At 73.4% G+C, this 20,810-nt stretch carries 10 protein-coding genes; 9 read left to right on the forward strand and 1 reads right to left on the reverse strand.

Annotation, left to right across the window (positions count from 1 at the left end; all coding sequences use genetic code 11):
• Positions 1–92: 92 nt before the first annotated feature.
• A complete protein-coding gene (locus D7231_RS13710) occupies positions 93–1,235 on the reverse strand; it encodes an amidase domain-containing protein (RefSeq protein ID WP_338419855.1) in 1,143 nt (380 codons plus the stop codon).
• A 514-nt stretch (positions 1,236–1,749) separates the two neighbouring features.
• On the opposite strand from D7231_RS13710, the gene D7231_RS13715 reads away from it, so the two are divergent.
• The 9 genes from D7231_RS13715 (at position 1,750) to D7231_RS13755 (ending at position 20,789) form a co-directional block, all read left to right on the forward strand.
• The gene (locus D7231_RS13715) at positions 1,750–8,658 is read left to right on the forward strand and encodes a type I polyketide synthase (RefSeq protein ID WP_241999700.1); all 6,909 of its coding nucleotides are present in this window, start codon (positions 1,750–1,752) and stop codon (positions 8,656–8,658) included.
• A gap of 2 nt (positions 8,659–8,660) precedes the next feature.
• Positions 8,661–13,202 (forward strand): type I polyketide synthase, encoded by a 4,542-nt coding sequence (locus D7231_RS13720; RefSeq protein ID WP_120755701.1) that lies wholly within the window; start codon positions 8,661–8,663, stop codon positions 13,200–13,202.
• Positions 13,199–13,537 (forward strand): acyl carrier protein, encoded by a 339-nt coding sequence (locus D7231_RS13725; RefSeq protein WP_120755702.1) that lies wholly within the window; start codon positions 13,199–13,201, stop codon positions 13,535–13,537. Before D7231_RS13720 ends, D7231_RS13725 begins: the two co-directional genes overlap by 4 nt.
• Positions 13,538–13,540: 3 nt before the next feature.
• Positions 13,541–14,362: an alpha/beta fold hydrolase gene (locus tag D7231_RS13730; protein ID WP_120755703.1), complete on the forward strand. Its 822-nt coding sequence runs from the start codon at positions 13,541–13,543 to the stop codon at positions 14,360–14,362.
• Positions 14,359–15,528, forward strand: coding sequence for a glycosyltransferase (locus D7231_RS13735; protein WP_120755704.1), 1,170 nt, complete (start codon positions 14,359–14,361; stop codon positions 15,526–15,528). The genes D7231_RS13730 and D7231_RS13735 overlap by 4 nt, the downstream gene beginning before the upstream one ends.
• Positions 15,529–15,662: 134 nt before the next feature.
• Positions 15,663–17,180, forward strand: coding sequence for a hypothetical protein (locus D7231_RS13740; protein WP_199739356.1), 1,518 nt, complete (start codon positions 15,663–15,665; stop codon positions 17,178–17,180).
• 75 nt (positions 17,181–17,255) lie between these two features.
• Positions 17,256–18,947, forward strand: coding sequence for a mycolysin (locus tag D7231_RS13745; protein ID WP_241999701.1), 1,692 nt, complete (start codon positions 17,256–17,258; stop codon positions 18,945–18,947).
• A 102-nt stretch (positions 18,948–19,049) separates the two neighbouring features.
• Positions 19,050–19,895, forward strand: coding sequence for a papain-like cysteine protease family protein (locus tag D7231_RS13750; protein WP_158673746.1), 846 nt, complete (start codon positions 19,050–19,052; stop codon positions 19,893–19,895).
• A gap of 24 nt (positions 19,896–19,919) precedes the next feature.
• The gene (locus D7231_RS13755) at positions 19,920–20,789 is read left to right on the forward strand and encodes a hypothetical protein (protein WP_120755706.1); all 870 of its coding nucleotides are present in this window, start codon (positions 19,920–19,922) and stop codon (positions 20,787–20,789) included.
• The last annotated feature ends 21 nt before the right edge of the window (positions 20,790–20,810 follow it).

Below are 20,810 nucleotides of genomic sequence, written 5' to 3' on the forward strand. Positions count from 1 at the left end.
GAGTGCCTCACAGGGTGGGGGTGGGGAGTTACTTGACGGCGCGCGACTGCCGGTCCCGGTCACCAGGACCACCGCACCGCGCGCTATACGCATCAGGTCCGGTAGGCGTACCACTTGGTGAGCGGCAGCATCACCGAAAGGCTCAGCATCGACCGCCGGTAGGTGTCGAAGGAGTGGTACGTCAGATAAGGAGTGCCAAGACTGTCGCGGTAAGTCACCAGCATGGTGTGGTCCTTGGACCCGTCGCGGTCGAAGTCCGCCTGGAGGACGTCTCCGACCTCCATCTGGTAGGCGTACTTCAGCGGCTTCACCCGCTTCGAGTTCTGCGCGAACCAGGACCACTCGTTGACGCCGGTCCAGGAATCCGACTGGGTGTCGGACCCGTACCACCACTTCGTGTAGTCACCGGCCTTGCCAGGAGCGTGCTTCCAGCCGCCCGCCTTCAGCGCCTGGCTGACGAAGTTCGTACAGTCGCCGCCGGTGCCCAGCGGATACGCCCGGTAGTCCGGGTTGTAGTTCTTCCAGTACTTCTCGGCGTATTCAGCCATCGCCTTGTAGTTGAGGCCGGTCGTCGTGTCCTTCGGCAGCCGCTGGGGGAAGGGCCAGACGCTCGCCTCGGGTGCGTTCGGCGTGTCGCCCGCGCCCGCCACGGCGGCCTTCGCCTCGGGCGCCGCCGGTGCGGGTGCGTTGATCTGCGGCATCTCGTCCAGAGCCCTGATGCCGGTCAGCTCCCACGCCCCGTTCCCGGCGGCGGCGAAGCTCAGCTCGTGGTGGGCCTGGAAGCCGGTGTCCTCCGGCTCGTCACCGCGGATCTTCCGGTAGGTCAGCCGCGTGGTCTCGGTCACCCGCATCGTGGCCTTCTTGCCGTCGACACTGGTCCGGTCCACCGCGACCCGGGTGTCGCCGGCGGAGTACGCCTCGCCCAGGGCCTTGAGCTTCTCCTTGCGCTGGTGCAGCAAGGCCACGACGGACTTCTCCGAACGCGCCATCGCGGAGGAGAGGTGCACCTTCTTCGCGGGCGGCGGGGTGGTGTGCCCCTGCGCCTTCCCGTCGACGATCGCCGCCGTACGGTCGGTGAGCACGACACCCGCGATACGGCCGAAGGAATCGGCCGTCGCCCTGTCCATGTCCCCGGGCCGGGCCGCGGCCTCCGCGGGGGATATCGGCACCAACGCGGCCGACACCGCCAGGGAGGCGACGACCCCGGCAGCGGTTCTCAGCGTCAATGATTTCACCGGACTCCATTCTCCATCCAGCCCTCTCCGGGCCGGGTAGCAGGAATACTCGCACACGGATTGAGAATGGCAACCCTGAGGCGAGGGAAAGTTTCCGCACGGAATTCAGCTCCGATCCCGCGAGTCGCCAACAGGCAATGTTTCCAGTGGAGTTGAACCCGTCACCCCAATTGGTACGGACTATTCTTTGCGGTAATTCCGCACCCGCTGCGGGCTTCCCGCAATTCCCTTGCGGGAAGCCCGCAACCGGTATCAGCCCGACCATTAATGTGATGCACACCATTCGCGGAACAATACTGAGCAGGTATTCCTTTCCCATCCCGCCGTGCAATGATCCAGCCAGGCCCACCGGGAAAGTCGGGCCGCGTTTCCGACGGCCTTCGAGGTCGCGCGCTTCTTGTCCCGTCCCACCTCACCGGCACCGATCGCGGCGGCATTCCTCCGGCCTCGGGCGCCCGAGGCCCCCGCGCGTTCCCGGTGTTTCCGAACGACCCTCTTGCCTCCCGGAGTGCCCGTGTCCACAGAAACAATCCTGGGCGTCAGCCCGTTCGGCGAACCCGATCCACGTCTGGTAGCGGCGGTCTGCCGGGCCGGCGGTCTGGGCGTGCTCGATCTCGGAAGGGGCCGGCGCCGCGCGGCCCGCGCGGCCCTCCAACTGGTGCGGCAATGGGTGCCGGGCCCCTTCGGAGTGCGCGTCGGGGCGGGATGCGCACTCGGGCCGGACGACCTGGCGGCCGGCGGGGACGTGCACACCGTATTGCTCGCCGCGGACGCCGGGTTGGCCCCGGGCGACCTCGCTGCCGGCCGGCACCGCGTCCTGGTCGAGGTCACCTGCTACGAGGAGGCCCTCGCGGCCGCGCGCGCCGGGGCGCACGGCCTCGTCGCCCGGGGGAACGAGGCCGGCGGACGGGTCGGCGAGCTGAGCACCTTCGTCCTCCTTCAGCAGCTGATGGCGGACCCGGAGCTCGGCCTGCCGGTCTGGGCCTGCGGAGGCATCGGGCCGCGCACCGCCGCGGCCGCCGTCGTCGGCGGTGCGGCAGGGGTCGTCCTGGACACCCAGCTGGCGCTGCTCGACGAATCCGGCGTCCCGGAGGAGGTGGCAGCCGCCGTCCGGGCCATGGACGGCTCGGAGACCGTAGTGGCCGCCGGCCACCGGGTGCTGCGCCGCCGTGGACCGGACGCGCCGCCCCTGCCGGACGAGCCCGGCGAAGTCGCCCGGCTGCTGGGCGCGGACGATCTCCGGGCCCGGCTGCTCCCCGTGGGCCAGGACGGCTTCCTGGCTTCCTCGTTCGCGCGGCGCTGGAGCGATGTGGGCACGGCCGTCCGTGGTGTCACTGCCGCCATCCGGGAGGCCGTGCGCGACGACGCCGCCGCGGACGCGCTGCTCCGCGGCTCCCCGATGAGCCGCGCGCTGGGCACTGCGCTGCCCGTCGCCCAAGGGCCCATGACCAGGGTCAGCGACCGGGCCGGGTTCGCCGCCGCCGTCGCCGGCCACGGCGGGCTGCCGTTCCTCGCGCTGGCCCTCGCCGGGCCGGCGGAGACCCGGACCCTGCTGGAGCAGACCCGCGACGAACTGGGCGGACGCCCCTGGGGCGTGGGCATCCTCGGCTTCGCACCGGTGCAGATCAAGACGGCGCAGCTGGAGCTCGTCCGGGAGATCCGGCCCTCCTGCGCCGTCATCGCGGGCGGCCGGCCCGCGCAGGCGGCCGAGCTGGAGGCGGCGGGCGTCGACGCCTTCCTGCATGTGCCCTCGCCCGGGCTGCTCCGGCAGTTCCTGGACGCGGGCGCGCGCAAGTTCGTCTTCGAGGGCTCGGAGTGCGGCGGCCATGTCGGACCGCGGAGCAGCTTCGCGCTGTGGGAGGCGCAGGCCGATGTGCTGGAGGAGTTCCTGGACACGGCCGTGGGCGCGGACCCCGCGGAGCTGCGGGTGTTCTTCGCCGGCGGCGTGCACGACAAGCGGTCGGCCGCGATGGTGGCCGCGCTCGCCGCGCCGCTGACCGCCCGCGGAGTGGCCGTCGGACTGCTCATGGGCACCGCGTACCTGTTCACCGAGGAGGCGGTGGACCGGGGTGCCGTGCGGCCGTCGTTCCAGCGGCAGGTCCTGGCGGCACGGCGGACCGAATTGCTGGAGACCGCGCCCGGGCATGCCACGCGCTGCGTGAGCAGCCCGTTCACGGACGAATTCCGCGGCGCCAAGGAGGAGCTGCGGGAGCGGGGCGTCCCGGAGCGGCGGGCTTGGGAGCGGCTGGAACAGCTCAACGTCGGGCGGCTGAGGATCGCCAGCAAGGGCGTGGAGCGGACCGGTGAGTCGCTCACGGAGGTGGACGAGCCCCGGCAGCTGGCCGAGGGCATGTTCATGGCCGGCCAGGTGGCCGTGCTGCGGTCCGCGGTCACCACCGTCCCCGAACTGCACACCGCCGTCAGTGCGGAGGCCGCCGGCTTCTTCGCCGCGCGTGCCCGGCGGCTGCGCGAGGGGTTCCGCCAGGACGCCCCGGAGCGCGTCGCGGACCCGCTCGACATCGCCGTGGTCGGCATGGCCTGCATGTTCCCCGGCGCGCCGGACCTGGCCGCCTACTGGGCGAACGTGGTTGCGGGCACCGACGCGGTCGGCGAGGTGCCGCCGGAGCGCTGGGACCCGGAGCTGCACTACGCGCCCGGTGCGGACGGCGCCCGCACGGCGTCGAAGTGGGGCGGATTCCTGCCGGACATTCCCTTCGACCCGCTGCGCTACGGCATCCCGCCGTCCTCGCTCGGCAGCATCGAGCCGGTGCAGTTGCTCGCGCTGGAGGCTGCGCGGCGGGCGCTGCGCGACGCCGGCTACGAGGAGCGCCCCTTCGACCGCTCCAGGGCCTCGGTCGTGTTCGGGGCCGAGGCGGGCAGCGACCTGTCGAACGCCACCACCGTGCGCACGGTGCTCCCCGCCTACGTGGGGGAACTGCCGCCCGGGCTGGACGAGCAACTCCCGCGGCTGACCGAGGACTCGTTCCCGGGCATGCTGGCCAACGTCATCGCCGGGCGGATCGCCAACCGGCTCGACTTCGGCGGCGCGAACTTCACCGTGGACGCGGCCTGCGCCTCCTCGCTGGCCGCGGTGGACGTAGCGTGCAAGGAACTGTCCGCCGGCACCAGCGACCTCGTCCTGTGCGGAGGCGCGGACCTGCACAACGGGATCAACGACTATCTGCTGTTCTCCTCGGTGCACGCGCTGTCGCCGACCGGTCGCTCCCGCACCTTCGACAGCGCGGCGGACGGTATCGCGCTCGGCGAGGGCGTCGCCTGCGTCGTCCTCAAGCGGCTGGCGGACGCGGAGCGGGACGGCGACCGCGTCTACGCGGTCGTCAAGGGCGTCGGCAGTTCGAGCGACGGCAGGTCCCTGGGGCTGGCGGCACCCCGCCCGGAGGGTCAGCGGGCGGCGCTGGAGCGGGCCTACCGCCGCGCCGGGATCTCGCCGGCCGAGGTGGGCCTGCTGGAGGCGCACGGCACCGGGACGGTGGTCGGCGACCGCACCGAACTCACCACACTCACCGAGGTGTTCACCGAGGCCGGGGCGGCGCCGGGCGGATGCGCGCTCGGCTCGGTGAAGTCCCAGATCGGGCACACCAAGTGCGCGGCCGGGCTGGCCGGCCTGATCAAGACGGCCCTGGCCCTGCACACCGGGGTCAGGCCGCCCACGGCGCAGCTGACCCGGCCCAATGAGGCCTGGGAGGCCGGGAGCAGCCCGTTCGCCTTCCACACCGTGGCACGCCCGTGGGCGGCCGCGCCCGGTGAACGGATCGCCGGGGTCAGCGCGTTCGGCTTCGGCGGCACCAACTTCCACGTGGTGCTGCGCGGGCACGAGGCGGGGCCTCCGCCCCGGCACGGGCTCGACGCCTGGCCGGCGGAGCTGTTCGTCTTCCACGGCGCCGACCGGGCGGAGACCGCCCGGGAGATCGGCCGGCTGCTGGAGCTGGTCGCGGAGAACGACCGGCAGGGCCGTTCCTGGCGGCTGCGCGACCTGGCGCTGAGCGCCGCCCGGCGCGCCGACGCGTCCGGGAAGCCGGCCTGGACGGCGGTCGTGGCCCGTGACCTGGACGAGCTGCCCGGGCTGCTGGGACGGGCCCGGGAGGGAGAGCACGATCCCCGGGCGGGGATCTTCGTCGCGGAGCCGGACGGATCGGACGGATCGGACGGGCCGGGCGGCGAGGTGGCGTTCCTCTTTCCCGGCCAGGGCAGTCAGCGGCCGGACATGCTCGCCGAGCTGTTCATCGCCTTCCCGGAGGTCCAGCGGTATCTGCGGACCGGCCGCGAGTGGGCGGACGTCATCTTCCCGCCGACCGCCTTCGACACCGGCGCCGAGGAGGCGCGGCGCGCCCGGGTCACCGACACCAGGACCGCCCAGCCCGCGCTGGGCATCATGGGGCTGGCCGTGTCCGAGCTGCTGGGCCGGGCCGGCGTCCGGCCCGCGACGGTGGCCGGGCACAGCTACGGCGAACTGGTCGCGCTGTGCGCGGCTGGGGTGTTCGATTCGGAGACGCTGCTGGAGCTGAGCGCGGCGCGCGCGGAGGCGATCCTGGCCGCCGCCGGCGCGGAGCCGGGGACCATGGCCGCCGTGGCGGCCGGGCACCGGGACGTCGCCGAGGAACTGCGGGCGGCCGGGCCGGCCGCCCGGGTGGTGGTCGCGAACCACAACGCACCGCGGCAGACCGTGATTTCCGGTCCCGTCGAGGAGGTCGGGGCGGCGGTGCGCCGGCTGCGTGAGCGGGGCCTGGGCGCCAAGACCGTGCCGGTGGCGTGCGCCTTCCACAGTCCCCTGGTGGCCCCGGCCGGCGAACGGTTCGCCGAGGTTCTCGCCGCCCGGCCGGTGGCCGCGCCGGAGATACCGGTGTGGGCGAACCGGACGGCTGCCGCCTACCCCGAGCAACCGGACGGCATACGGTCCGAGCTGGCGGCCCAGATCGGTTCCCCCGTGCGCTTCGTGCAGCAGATCGAGCGGATGTACGAGGCCGGCGTCCGGGTCTTCGTGGAGGCCGGGCCGGGTTCCGTGCTGACGGGCCTGGTGGGCCGGATCCTCGGCGACCGTCCGCACACCGCGGCGGCGTGCGAGGGGCCCGAAGACCCCGGGCTGCGCGGCTTCCTGAGCCTGCTCGCCCGGCTCGCCGTCGCCGGCGTCCCCGTCCGCACCGGCTGGACGCACCGCGGGCGCGACAGCGTCGAAGCCGTCCCCGGGACCTGCCCCGCGGCACCCGGCTGGATCGTCAACGGGCAGCTGACACGCACCCGGGACGGCGGCCTGCTGCCCGGCTCGCTCGCACCCGCCCGACGCATACCGATGGAGAAGATGACAGTGATCCGGGCCCAGGACGGCGGCACGGCGGACGACCGTGACCGGATGGTCCATGAATTCCTGCTCACCAGCAGGGAGCTGGTCGCGGCGCAGCGCGACGTACTGCTGACGTATCTCGGCGGGGCGGCGGGTGTGCCGCCGGTCGCGCCGGCGGCGATACCGGCCACGCCGGTACCGGCTGCGCTCCGGCCGGCCGTGCCGGAGCCCGCTCCCGTTGCCGCTCCCGTGATGTCCCCGGCGGCGGCACCCACGGCACCCGAGGCACCGGCGGACGTGCTGGCGACCGTCCTGGACATCATCAGCGAACGCACCGGCTATCCCCTCGACATGATCGAGCCCGGTCTCGACCTGGAGGCCGACCTGAGCATCGACTCGATCAAGCGGGTCGAGATCGTCGGCGAGCTGGCCGCACGGCTGGGCTTCGGCACCGGCGGGACCGAGCTGCCCCGGCTCGACGACGCGGAGCTGGAAGCGGTCTCGAAGGCCCGTACGGCGTCCGGCATCGCCGAACTGCTGGAGGAGCGGCTGCCCGGCGGGGGAACGGCTCCCGCGCAGCAGACCCCCGCCCCTGCGGAAGACCCTGGTCCGGCCGTCACCGGCGAGGCGCCCGGCAGGCTGGTGCTGCGCAGCGTCCGCCTCCCCTCCCCCGACGGGGACTTCGCGGTGCTGGAGGGAACACGGTTCGCCCTGCTGGGCGGTGCCGGACCGGTGCCGGACGCGCTGGCCGCCCTGCTGGGCGCCCGCGGCGCGGAGGCGGTCACCCTGCCGCCGGACCACGTGCTCACGGACGCGGACGGCCCGCTGGACGGGGTGTTCCACCTGGAGACGCTGTCGCAGGACGGCGGCGAGCCGCTGCTGCCCGGGGCCTTCCCGGTGTTCCAGGCCGCGCTGCGGTGCGGGCCGCGCTGGCTGCTCGCGGCCGCGCCCGCCGCCGACGCGAACGCCCCCGCCGGGACCGGCGGACGGGCGGACGGGCTGCGCGGCATGTTCCGGACCGTCGCGCGGGAGTACCCGGACACCCTCGCCCGGTTCGTCGAGCTGGCCCCGCAGCTGACGGCCGCCGAGATGGCGGCCGCGCTGGTGGGCGAGCTGACGTCCGAGGAGCCGGCCCCGGTGGTGCTGCGGTCGCCGGACGGCGTCCGGTCCGGCCTCGAAACCGTGGCCGCCGGCCTCGGCGCCCTGGGCGACCGCGGCGCGGGCCCGGCCGGGGACGGTACGGCCGAGGCAGCTGCCATCGGCCTGCACCGGGACTCGGTGGTGCTGCTGATCGGCGGGGCCCGGGGCATCTCCGCCCGGGTCGCCGCGACGCTGGCGGCGGCCTCCCGCTGCCGGATCGAACTGGCCGGCCGGACCGCTCTGCCGGACAACGCCCCCGAGGACCTCGAAGACGCAGCCACCCGGCAGGCGCCGGACCGGGCCGCGCTGCGGGCCGTCCTGGCCGGCCGGGGGGAACGCTCCCCGGCCGGCATCGAGCGGGCCGTCTCGGAGATCCTCGCCCGCCGGGAGGTCCGCCGCACCCTCGGCACCCTGCGGGATCTGGGCAGTCCGGTGCGCTACCACACCGTGGACGTCCGGGACCCCGAGGCGGTGCGACGCCTGGTGGCCGACGTCCACGCCGAACACGGCCGGCTGGACGGCGTGGTGTACGCGGCCGGGATCATCGAGGACCGGGTCCTGGCCGAGAAGGACCCGGAGTCCTTCCGCCGGGTCTACGACACCAAGGTCGAGGGCGCGCGCACCCTGCTGGCGGCGCTGGACGAACTGCCGCGGACTTCCCGGTTCGTCGTGTTCTTCGGCAGCGTCGCGGCCGTTCTCGGCAACCGCGGCCAGGCGGACTACGCGGCCGCCAACGACGCTCTGCAGTCCCTCGGCAGCCGGTGGGCGGAGAAGTCCGCGTCCCGCACGCTGACGGTGCACTGGGGGCCCTGGGCGCCGGACGGGGAGCACGCGGGCATGGTGACCCCCGAGCTTGCCCGGGAGTACGCGCGGCGCGGCGTCGGACTCATCGACCCCGAGGAGGGGGCGCTGTGCCTGCTGCGCGAGCTCGCCTGGGGCGAGGAATCGGCCGGCGCCGTGGTCTACACCGCAACGGGCTGGTGAGCATGAGCACGCATCACACGCCGTCCGGCCGGCCGGCCGTCGCCATCGTCGGCATGGCCGTCCTCTTTCCCGGCGCGCCGGACCTCGCGGCGTACTGGCGCAATCTGACGGCCGGAACCGACGCGATCACCGAGGTCCCGGCCGGGCGCTGGGACCCCTCCTTCTACGACCCGGCGGCCGCCCGCGGCCGCTCGGACCGGGTGTACTGCCGTCGCGGCGGATTCGTCGACGAGCTGGCCGAGGTGGAGGCGACCCGGTTCGGGATCATGCCCAGCTCGGTGCCCGGCACCGAGCCGGAACAGCTCATCGCGCTGCACGTCGCCGCTGAGGCGATCGCCGACGCCGGCGGCGAGGAACGGCTGCCGGACCGGGACCGGATCGGGGTGATCCTGGGCCGGGGCGGCTATCTGTCCCCCGGGATGGCGCGGGGCACCCAGTCCGTCCAGACGTCCAACCAGTTGGTGCGCACTCTCGCGGAGCTGCTGCCCGAGCTGGACGCCGGACTGCTGGAACGGGTCCGGCGGGCGTACACGCGGCAGCTGGGACCGGACGAGCCCGAGCAGGCGATCAACCTGGTGCCCAACCTGACCGCCTCCCGGGTGGCCAACCGGCTCGACCTGCGCGGCCCGGCGTACACGGTGGACGCCGCCTGCGCGTCCTCGCTGGTCGCGGTCGACCAGGCGGTCGGCGAACTGGCCTCGGGCCGCTGCGACCTGGTGCTGGCGGGCGGGGTCCACCACTGTCACGACATCACGCTGTGGTCCCTGTTCTCCCGGCTGCGCGCGATGTCGCCGAGCCAGCGGATCCGCCCGTTCCACCGGGACGCGGACGGCCTGCTGATCGGCGAGGGCACCGGCGTGGTGGCGCTCAAGCGCCTCTCCGACGCGCTGCGCGACGGCGACCGCGTCTACGCCGTCGTCCGCGGCACCGGCGTGGCCAGCGACGGCCGCAGCGGCAGCCTCGTCAACCCCGACCCCTCGGGCCAGGTGAAGGCGGTACGGGCGGCCTGGCGCGAGGCGGGGCTGGATCCCGCTGCACCGGGGTCGGTCGGACTCCTGGAGGCGCACGGGACCGCCACCCCCTCGGGCGACGCGGCCGAACTGGCCACCCTGGCCGAGGTGTTCGGCCCGCCGGACGGCAAGGACCGGCCGGTGCTCGGGTCGGTGAAGTCGATGATCGGGCACACCATGCCGGCCGCCGGCGTGGCCGGTCTCGTCAAGGCCGCGCTCGCGGTGCACCACGGCGTACTGCCGCCGACCCTCCACTGCGAGGAGCCGCACCCGGCCCTGGCCCGTACCCGCTTCCGGACGATCGCCGCGGCGCGGGGCTGGGAGACCGGCGACGGGCGGACCCGGCGGGCGGGCGTCAACGCCTTCGGCTTCGGCGGCATCAACGCCCATGTGGTGCTCGAAGCCGCCCCCGGCCCGGACCGTCCGGCGGTGGAGGTCCGCGAACGGGAACAGGTGCTGCGGCTGGCCGCCGGCACCCCGGAGGAGCTCGCCGCGCTGCTGGACGCCGAGGACGCCGCCGTCCGCGCACGACGGCCCGCGCACGACGGACGCACCCGGCTGGGCGTCGTCGCCCCGGACGCCAGGCGCCTCGCCCTGGCCCGGAAAGCGGTCGCCAAGGGCAGCCCGCGGGGGCGCGGCGACATCTGGTTCTCCCCGGAGCCGCTGCTCGGCGGCCCTGCGGGCGGGCGGCTGGCCTTCGTCTTCCCCGGCCTGGAGGCCGAGTTCCGGCCCCGGATCGACGACGTCGTCGAGCGGTTCGGGCTCTCGGCGCTGCTGCCCGCGGGGTTCGGCGGGTCCGGGGCCGATGTGGCGGACGTCGGACGGCACGGGGCCGGAGTCATCGCCGTGGGGCGGGTGCTGGACGCCGCGCTGCGCCGGATGGGCATCGTGCCCGACGCCGTCGCGGGCCACAGCATCGGCGAGTGGACGGCCATGGCCACCGCCGGGCTGTACGCCGGGGACGCGGTCGACGAGTTCACCCGCTCCTTCGACCCGGACCAGGTGCGGGTGGCCGGGCTGTCCTTCGCCGCGCTGGGCGCACCGGCCGAGCAGGTCACCGCCGTGCTCGCCGACCGTCCCGATGTGGTGCTGTCGCACGACAACGCCCCGGAGCAGTCGATGGTCTGCGGCCCGCCCGGCCAAGTGAAGGATCTGGTGAGGCACTTCCGGCAACGCGGCGTCATCGGGCAGGTCCTGCCGTTCCGCTCGGGCTTCCACACCCCGATGCTGGCCCCCTACGTCGAGCAGATCCGGCACTACGCGGGCCTGTTCGAGCTGCGCCGGCCGACCGTGCCCGTCTGGTCGGCGACCACCGCCGCGGAGTACCCCCGCGCTGAGGACGAGGTGCGGGAGCTCTTCGTACGCCACCTGCTGGAGCCCGTCCGCTTCCGCCCGCTGATCGAGGCCATGTACGCGGCCGGCTTCCGCGTCTTCGTCCAGGCCGGTACGGGCCATGTGGGCTCGCTCGTCGAGAACACCCTGCGCGGTCTCCCCCACCTGGTGGTGGCGGCCAACTCCCCGCACCGGGACGGGACCGCGCAGCTGCTGCGGGTCGCCACGGCGCTGTGGACGGCCGGCGGTGACCCGTCCACCGGGGTCCCGGTGGACGGTGGCAGCCACGCCCGCCGGATGCCGCCCTCGCGGCTGGACCTGGGCGGGAAGCTGGTGTCCCTGGACCGGGAGACGGTGGCCGCGGTGCGCTCGGCGCTCGCCGTCCGGCAGGGAACGGACTCCGGCACGGACTCCGGCACGGTGCTGCCCGTCCCGGACGGCTCCCCGCTGGCGGCCGAGCTCCGGGCCCTGCTGAAGGACACCGCCGACACGGCCGTCGCGGTGTCCCGCGCCGCGGCGGCGTCCACGGTCCGCACCGTACTGCGGGTGTCCACGGACGCCATGCCGTACCTGCGCGACCACTGCTTCTTCGCACAGCGCCCCGGCTGGCCCGCCGAGGCCGACCGGTGGCCGGTCGTCCCGGCCACGACCGTGGTGCACCACATGATGGAGCACGCCGAACGGGCCCGGCCCGGGACGACCGCGGTGGCGGTGCGCGAGGTGCGGCTGAACCGCTGGGTGGCCGCGGCCCCCGCCGTCGACGTGCCTGTGACCGTCGAGGCGTCCGGGACCGACCGGGCCGGTGTGACGTTCGGCGCGTACGCGCACGGCGAGGTGGAACTCGCGGACCGGTACCCCGGCGGCGCGCCCCGGCCCTGGCGGTGGGCACCCGAGGAGGAACGGGCCCCCGGGATCACGGCCGGGCAGCTGTACCGGGACCGCTGGATGTTCCACGGCCCGGCGTTCCAGGGCGTCACCGAGCTGACGGCGGTCGGCGACGCGCATGTGCGCGGCGTGCTCACCGCACCGTCCGCGCCGGGCGGCCTGCTCGACAACGTGGGGCAGCTGCTCGGCTACTGGATCCTCACCACCCTGGCCGAGCGGACCCTGGTGTTCCCCGTCCGCGTGCGGCACATCCGGTTCTTCGGCCCGCACCCGTCGCCCGGCACCCGGGTCGAGTGCCTCATCAGGATCGTCTCGGTCACCGACGCCACGGTGGGGGCGGACGTGCAGTTGCTCCTGGACGGTCGTGTCTGGGCGGAGATCCGCGGCTGGCAGGACCACCGGTTCGACAGCCGCACGGACACCAAGGCGCAGGAACGGTTCCCCGAGCAGCACGCCCTCTCCGCGGTGCAACCGGGCGGCTGGGTGCTCCTGTTCGACGGGTGCCACGACCTCGCGTCCCGCGACCTCGTGATGCGGCGGCACCTCGGCACCGCCGAGCGCGAGGACCACGAGCGGCGCCCGCCGTCCGGCCGCCGCCAGTGGCTGCTCGGCCGCATCGCGGCCAAGGACGCGGTCCGCCGGTGGCTGTGGCAGCACGGCGAAGGGCCGGTCTTCCCCGCCGAGATCCGGGTGGGCAACGACGCGTCCGGCCGGCCGCGGGTCACCGGTGCGCACGGCCGGGCTCTCCCCGCCCTCGACGTCTCGCTGGCGCACCGGGCCGAGGCCGCGGTCGCCCTGGTCCGGCCGCGCGGCACGGACGGGCACCCGGCGCCGGTCGGCATCGACGTGGAGGAGGTCGCCCAACGGCCACCGGGGACCCTGGCCGCCGCCCTCGGCCCCGCCGAGCGCGAGCTCCTCGTCGCGCTGTGCTTCCGGACCGGTGAACCGCAGCCGCTGTGGTTCACCCGGTTCTGGGCGGCGAAGGAGGCGGTGGCCAAGGCCGAGGGCACCGGGCTGCGGGGACGGCCGAAGGACTTCGCCGTGACCGAGGCACGGGCGGACGCCCTGGTGGTGGTCGTGGGCGGACGCCGATACCCGGTGCGCTGCCGCACCGTCACCAACCCGCAAGGCCTGCCGGAGAGGGAGTACGTGGTCGCGTGGACCACGGGTCCGGCCCCCGGGGACGCCCGGCAGCAAGACGAACGACAGGAGAGTCAGCAGTACTGCGTTTCCCCGGGGGACAACCCCCGGACCCCCGGCCGGAACCACAGGTCCACGGAGTGCCCTGGACCGGCAACGCGAGGAGAGTCCAAGTGAACAGCAGCGAGGCGGCGCCGACCGCCGCGACCCCCGGGGCCGTGTTCGAGGAGGCCGTGTTCGAGGAGATCACCGGCATGCTCCACACCGTCCTCGGCGAGTACGGGGGCGTGGTGAACGCCGGGATCACCATGGACACCCGGTTCCACGACGACCTGGACCTGGAGAGCATCGACCTGGTCACCCTCGGCGGCCACCTCCGGGCGCGGTACGGGGAGCTGGTGAACTTCGCCGAGTACCTGGCCGGGCTCGGGCTGGAGGAGATCATCGGCCTGACGGTCGGACAGCTCGTCGAGCACATCACCGGCTGCCTGCGGGCCCCCGGGGAGCGGTGACCCATGGCCATGATCGACGCCAACGGCCTTGCCCTGCACGTGGAACGCATACCCGCGCGGACGACGACCGGCACCGCCCCGCCGCCCACCGTAGTGCTCGTCCACGGGATGCTCATCGACAGCCTCGTCAGCTACTACTTCACCCTGGCGCCCCGGTTCGCCGCCGCCGGACTCGACGTGATCATGTACGACCTGCGGGGGCAGGGCCTCAGCGAACGGCCGCCGGCCGGCTACCGGCTGGAGGATCACCTCGACGACCTGGAGGCCCTGCTCGACCGGCTGGATCCGGCGGGCCCCGTGCACCTGGTGGGCAACTCCTACGGCGGCACCATCGCGTTCGGCCACGCGGCGCGGCACCCCGGCCGGGTGGCCAGCGTCTCGATGATCGAGTCGGAGCCGGCCACCGCCGCCTGGGCCCGCAAGATGGCGGCCAACCTCGCGCGCGGGGCGGAGGAGCTCACCCGCGACGGCCTCTTCGAGGAACTCACCGAGAAGCACGGCAAGCACGTGACCAAACGCGTCCGGTCGGCCGCCCGGCTGCTGCACTCCACGAACACGGTGCGGGACGTCCCCGCCAGCCGGGTGCTCGACGAGGACGCGATCCGGTCGGTGGGCACCCCCGTACTCGCCCTCTACGGCGCCGAGTCCGACCTCGCCGCTCAGGAGGGCTGGTTGCGGTCCCTCCTCCCCGTCTGCCGCACCGTCGTGCTGCCGGACCAGGAACACTGGGTCCTCGTCGGCGCCACGGAACCGGCCGGCGACCTGATCCTCGAGTGGATACGGGCGCACACGCCCGTACCGGCGGCCGGGGACGTGATCCGGTGAGCCGCTTCCTGTTCGTGGTGCCACCCCTGGCCGGGCACGTCAACCCCACGGTCGGCGTCGCCGCCGAGCTGGTCCGGCGCGGGCACCAGGTGGCCTGGGCCGGTCTGCCGGAGGTCGTGGGACCGCTGGTGGGCGACGGCGCGACCGTGTTCCGGTGCGCCTCCCCGGACCTGGCCGACCCCGCCCTGCTGCGGCCGCCCACGCTCCGCGGCCCGGCGGCGCTGAAGTTCCTGTGGGAGCGGTTCCTCGGGCCGCTCGCCGAGCACATGGCGCCCGGAGTGCGGGCGGCCGTCGCCGAGTTCCGGCCGGACGTCCTGGTGGCCGACCAGCAGGCCGTCGCCGGCGGCCTCGTGGCCGAGCGGCTGGGGCTGGTGTGGGCCACCTCGGCGGCCACCACGGCGGGCTTCACCTCGCTGTCCGGCCTGCCGAAGGTCGACTCCTGGATCGCCGGGCTGATCGGGGAGCTGCGGCAGCGGATCGGCGACCCCTGGAGCACCGCGGACCCCCGGCTGTCCGGCCGGCTGGTGCTGGCCTTCAGCACCGAGGCCCTGGCCGGGCCGGTCCCGTCCGCGGGCGAGCAGGTCCGGTTCGTCGGACCGTCGCTCGCCTCACGCCCGGCCGCGGACGACTTCCCCTGGCACCGGCTCGACCCCCGCACGCCCACCGTGCTGATCACCCTCGGCACGGCCAATGCCGAGGCGGCGCCCCGCTTCCTCGCCGCGTGCGCCGAGGCGGTGCGCGGACGGCCGGACCGGGCGCAGGCGGTGATCGTCGACCCGACGGGCACGGTGCCGGAGTTCGCCGACCGGGTGCTGGTCCGGCCGCGCGTTCCCCAACTGGCCCTGCTGGAACGGTGCGACGCGGTGATCTGCCACGGCGGGCACAACACCGTGTGCGAGGCGCTGTGGTACGGCCTCCCTCTGATCGTCGCACCCATCCGGGACGACCAGCCCGCCGTCGCCGCCCAGGTGACGGACGCCGGGGCGGGCGTACGGGTCCGGTTCAACCGGGCGACCGCCGAAGTGCTGGGCGCGGCGCTGGACACCGTCCTCCGCGAGCCCGGCTGCCGCGAGGCGGCCGGGAGGGTGCGCGCGTCGTTCCGCGCCGCGGGGGGTGCCACGGCCGCAGCCGTACACCTCGAAGCCCTGGCGGCGCGGGCGAAGTGACCCGCGGGCCCGCGGGCCCTGCCGAATGAGAGGTGTCACCCATGCCCTGACATGGCATGCCCCCGCCATCCCTCTTGCGGGGAGAACAACCTCCTCGCACCGATCCCCCTCACACCAATCCACAAGGAACCACTATGCGCAACCCCCGCAGGAGAGCGGCACTGGCACCAGTGCTGCTCACCTCCCTCGCCCTTGCCCTCGCCGGCTGCTCGCCGTCTGACGGCGGCCCCGCCTCGAATGAGGCGGAGAACAGCAGTGCAGCCGGCGCCCCTCAGGGCGACGTCAGCCTCCGCACGCCCTCCCCCCGGGGAACCGACCCCGGCGCGGTGACCATTCCGGCGGGCGGCGGCGTCAAGGCGCACAAGTCGGCGGTGAAGGTCGACTCCATCGACCGGAACAGCGGGCGCGCCGTCATCTCCCCGACCGCCGCGCAGGCCTCCCCGAGCCCGTCCGGCAAGCCGGGGCCGTCGGCGACGCCTGCCGCGAAGAAGCCCGTCGCCGTGGGCGACATCATCGCCAGCAAGCCCGTGGCCGGCGCGCCCCAGGGCGTCCTGGCCAAGGTCACGAAGGTGGAGAAGGAGACCTCGGCGGGCACCGAGGTCCGTACCGCCCCGGTCGACCTCTCCACGGTGCTGGGCGACTCCAAGGTCAAGAACAAGCTGCCCGTCGACCCGTCCGGCTTCAAGGCCGATTCGCTCGTTCCGGGGGTGAAGTTCTCCTGGGCAAAGCGCGGCAATGTCCACGCCGGGCCCGAGGGCCTCAAGCTGCCCTTCGGCAGCCTGCGCGTCGACGTCGACACCTCGGTCGACACGGAGAAGAGCGCGAAGGGAGAAGGGGTGGAAAGCCCCACCAAGGCGTCGTTCAAGGGCTTCGTCCAGCTCGCGCCCCAGGTCGACTTCACCTACTACGGCCGCGGTTCCGGCGACGGCCCGTCGGGGGCCGGCCTGCGGCTGAGCGGTGACTGGTCCTCGGGGTTCCACTTCAAGGGGCGGACGGCCCCCACGACCAACGGCAAGCCGCTGCGGATACCGTTCGTCGTCCTGCACGCCAACCCGACCTTCTACATCGGTGAACTTCCGGTCACCGTCAACATCGACCTCACCTGCTACGTCCTGATCGACGCCGACGGCAAGGCGAGCCTGGACGTCGAACAGGACCCGGTGAAGGGCGACTTCGCCCTCGGCTCCGCGTTCAGCCTGCGCGAGGGCTGGCAGCCGGAGGCCAAGGCGAACTTCACCCCCGCGACGCTGAAGGCGAGCGTCTCGGCCGCGGTCAACACGAAGGTCCGGTTCGGCACCGAGGCGAACCTCGGTCTCTACGGCAGCGTGGGCGTGAAGGGCGACGTCGCCGCGCCGTACGTGCGCACCGAGGTCAAGGGCCGGGCCGGCGGGTCGACCGAGGGGAAGGCCGCGGCCGAGGCCGACTGGAAGCTGTTCGCGGGAGTCGACCTGGAGGGCTGGGTCATGCCGTATCTGAAGATCGGCGGCGTACAGGCGTTCGCGGTGCGCCTGCCGATGCCCAAGGTGCAGCGCGAGGTGCAACTCGCCCACGGCAAGGGAGCCGTACAGATCCCCCAGCCGCGCACTCCGCAGGACGACACGAAGCCGGGCGACAAGGACCAGTCCGGCGGCAGCAAGCCCCGGCACAACTGACACACCGACACTCAGCCCACCCGTTCGAATCGGCGTGCACCGGACCCGTCGTGCACGCCGCAGAAAGGCATGCCCATGTTCCGCATACGAATACCGAGACCCGCGGCGCTGATCGCAGCGGGCGGCATAGGTGCCTGCATCGCCACCGTCGCCGTACCACCCGCCTACGCGGTCACCCCCACCCCGGCGGACAGCTGCACCGTCCGCCCCGCGGACAAGAACTCCGAAGCGCCGCCGAGCTGTCTCGGCGTCACCGCCTCCCTCGAGCGCCTTCCCGCCATCGGCGAGCGGACCACCCTCACCGTGGCCGTCACGGCGCAGGCCGGCGTCAAGCGCGCCGGCCTCTCCCTCCAGCTGCCGCCCGCCCTGCGGATCGTCGACCGGGACCCGGCCCTCGCCGCGCCCACGACGGACCCCTTCGGCCAGCGCACCAGCCGGACGCTGGCCCTCACGCCGGGCACCCGCACCATCAGGCTCAAGGTCGAGGCCGTCGCCGCGGGCCCCGCCCAGATCCAGGCGGACATCAGTGACATCGACCGCCCCGGCCCGCGCCGCGCCGGTCACGCCTCGGTGGAACTGACCATCGGCAAGGCCAAGGGCTCCACCACCAAGGGCATGTCCGTCACCAAGGCCGACGCGACTCCGGCCGACGGGCCCACGGCACACGACCGCCCGGTGCGCCCGGGCGCCGCCGCCCCGGCCGCACCCGGCACTCCCCCGCAGGCCACCGCCCCCGGCAAGCCCTACGCCCCGGTCTGCGTCAGCGGCACTCTGCGCAACCGCTTCCAGTCCTCCGAGGGCGGCAGCTGGAACCGCAAGGCCGACCGGGACCTGCCGGTCAGCAACGCCAATGTCACCCTCTGGGGCAGAACGACCGCAGGCGGCAGTACGCAGAAGCTCGCCACGGGCCTGACCGGCAACGGAGACGGCACGTTCAAGCTCTGCTACACGCCGAGCGCTTCCGTCACCTCCCGGGTCTGGGCGGAGTTCCAGACCCGGGCCGGCAGCATGTGGTCGGTCGTCGACGGATACAACCGCCACTACTCGACCACCTCGAACGCCCTCAGCAACGTCTCGGGCAACAAGAGCCTGGGCACCGTCTACGCCAACAGCGGCCAGAGCCGCGCCTGGCACGCCTTCGACACCCTCAACAAGCTCTGGTGGGACCGGGGTTCGACCAGCACCTGCTGGACGAGCAACGAGAAGGACGGCCGCTGCTCCCCGATCACCGTCCAGTGGTATCCGGGCTCCCAGGACGGCACGTACTGGACGAACCGCGACGACAAGGTCCACCTCGCGGACAGCGACCCCGACTCCGGCCACACCACCGTCCACGAGGCCGGCCACTCCCTCATGGGCAAGCTCTACAAGGGATGGTGGCCGAACGTCACCAACTGCTCGCCCCACTACGTCAACCGCACCTCCTCCACCACCTGCGGCTGGACCGAGGGCTTCGCCGACGCCGTGGCGTTCCGCGCCTTCAAGGACACCGTCATGACGTGGGGCAACGGCAGCTCCATGAACCTCGCCAACGACCGCACCACACGCGGCATCGACTGGGGCGACGCCTGCGAGGCCCGGGTCGCCACCGCGCTGGCCGACCTGTGGTCCCAGGTCGACGGCGGCTGGACGAAGAGCAACACCATGATGTCCCGCGAGCGCCAGTCCACCTTCCGTGAGTACTTCCTCACCGACCGGCCCGCGTACGGCCTGGACAGCGGAGCGAAGGCCCGCAACATCCTCTACCACCACACCATCCAGTACTGACCCGCCCGATCGGCAAGAGAAGAATTCCCCATGCACAGATTCCGTAGATCAACCCGCATATCAACGCACGCACACGCCGCCCCTGCGTCAAAGCGCAAAAAGGTGCTTCTGGCCACGACGGGCGCCGCCGTCCTGTCCGGTGCACTCCTGCTGAACATCTCCCCCCAGGCCCAGGCCAGTGCTACCGGCACGGTCACCGGCGGACGAGGCAATTTCAGCACCGTCAACCAGCGGTCCCAGCCGTCGCTTTCGGCCGGCATCACCGGAAAGTCGCGGGTCGGCGACCAGATCCCGATGACCTGCCGTACCACCGGCGACGCCGTCGAGAACAACTCCCGCTGGATCTGGTCCGGCAAGTACTACATCGCCGACGCGTTCATCCGGGAGAACACCGGGAAGCTGCCGGTCTGCACCTCCACTCAGCCCACCGATAAGCCCACTGACAAGCCCACCGGCAATCCCACCGGCCGGAAGGCCCTCGACATCAGCATGCAGAAGCAGGTCAAGGACCAGTGGTGCTGGGACGCCACCGGCCTGACCATAGCCAACTTCTGGGGCTACACCCGCTACAACCAGTACGACTTCTGCCGCCTGGCCGCCCAGAACAACCGGCTGGACTGCAACAACCGCCCCGCCACCCTGGGCGACATGGCCAATGCCCTCCGCAACATGGGCTTCCGCAGCAATGGCAACGACCTCTACCGCAACGCTTCCTTCGGCGAGACCCGGACCGAGATCGCGAACGGGCGTCCGTTCGCCGTCCGCATCGGCTGGAACTCCGGCGGCGGCCACATGAACGTCGTCTACGGCTACGACAGCACCAGCAACATGATCGCGATCGGCGACCCCTGGCCCACCACGAAGACCTACACCTGGTGGAACTACTCCGCCTACTCCGGAAACAACTCCTTCCGGTGGACCCACACGCGCATCGGCATACACGGCTAGAACGACCGGAAGAGACGACCCACCGTGCACCACACGACCAGACGCGCCGCCACCCTGTGTGCGGCCACTGCCGTCGCCGCCCTCTGCGGAATCGTTCCCGCGCAGGCCGCCGACGGACCCACCACCCCTGCGGCGACCGACGTCACCGCCGCTCAGAAGGTGCTGCGCTCCGGCCAGCTCCGCGACACCGTCGCCCGCTTCCTGACGGCCGCGGCCGAGCGCGGCGCACCGGAAGGCGGCACGGACGGCGGCACTGACGGCGGCAAGGCCGGCGCCCCGCGCAGCCTCGCGCAGTCGCCCGCCGCGGCACCCGGCTTCGACCTCAAGAAGCCGGTCCCCTTCTACGAGCTGTCGCCCGAGTTCGTCGCCGGCAAGACCGAGGCCACCGCCGGCGCGGCCCTGCGGCTGTCCTACCTCGCCTCCCGCGTCTCGGCCGCCGACGGCCGCCAGGCCGCCGTCCTGCTCGCCCCGGAGCAAGGCGGCCGTGACTGGCAGCTGGCCGGCATCCGCGACGGCGACGCGGACATCAGCGCCGCCGAACGTGGCACGGACCAAGCGCAGACCTTCATGGAGCCGCAGATCCACGGCTGGTACCGGCTGACCGGCAACGGCTCCGTCGAGCCCCTCAACAAGGAAGCCCGGACAGCCCTGCAAGGCAAGCCCCGCGTCCCGCTCGCGGCGTACCAGCAACTCGTCGCCAAGCGCTACGGCGACAAGCTCCCCGGCTCGGCCTACGACCGTAAGGGTCTCGCGGGCGGCTACGCCCTCGCCGAGGAGCAGACCGCCGCCACCGCCCCTTCCCGCTCCTGGCTCCCGGCCGCCTCCGGCGCGGCAGCCCTGGCGGTGTCGGGCGCGGCGGTCCTTCATCTGCGCCGACGCCGACGCTCGGCCTGATCCGGCCCGCAGCCGGGCGCC

Origin of the sequence: Streptomyces klenkii (assembly GCF_003626645.1) — a bacterium.
GTDB lineage: Bacteria > Actinomycetota > Actinomycetes > Streptomycetales > Streptomycetaceae > Streptomyces > Streptomyces klenkii.

Excerpts from the sequence above, each read along its gene's own strand:
- D7231_RS13720 (WP_120755701.1), top strand. The coding sequence starts at position 8,661 with ATGAGCACGCATCACACGCCGTCCGGCCGGCCGGCCGTCGCCATCGTC.
- D7231_RS13730 (WP_120755703.1), top strand. The coding sequence starts at position 13,541 with ATGGCCATGATCGACGCCAACGGCCTTGCCCTGCACGTGGAACGCATA.
- D7231_RS13740 (WP_199739356.1), top strand. The coding sequence starts at position 15,663 with ATGCGCAACCCCCGCAGGAGAGCGGCACTGGCACCAGTGCTGCTCACC.
- D7231_RS13745 (WP_241999701.1), top strand. The coding sequence starts at position 17,256 with ATGTTCCGCATACGAATACCGAGACCCGCGGCGCTGATCGCAGCGGGC.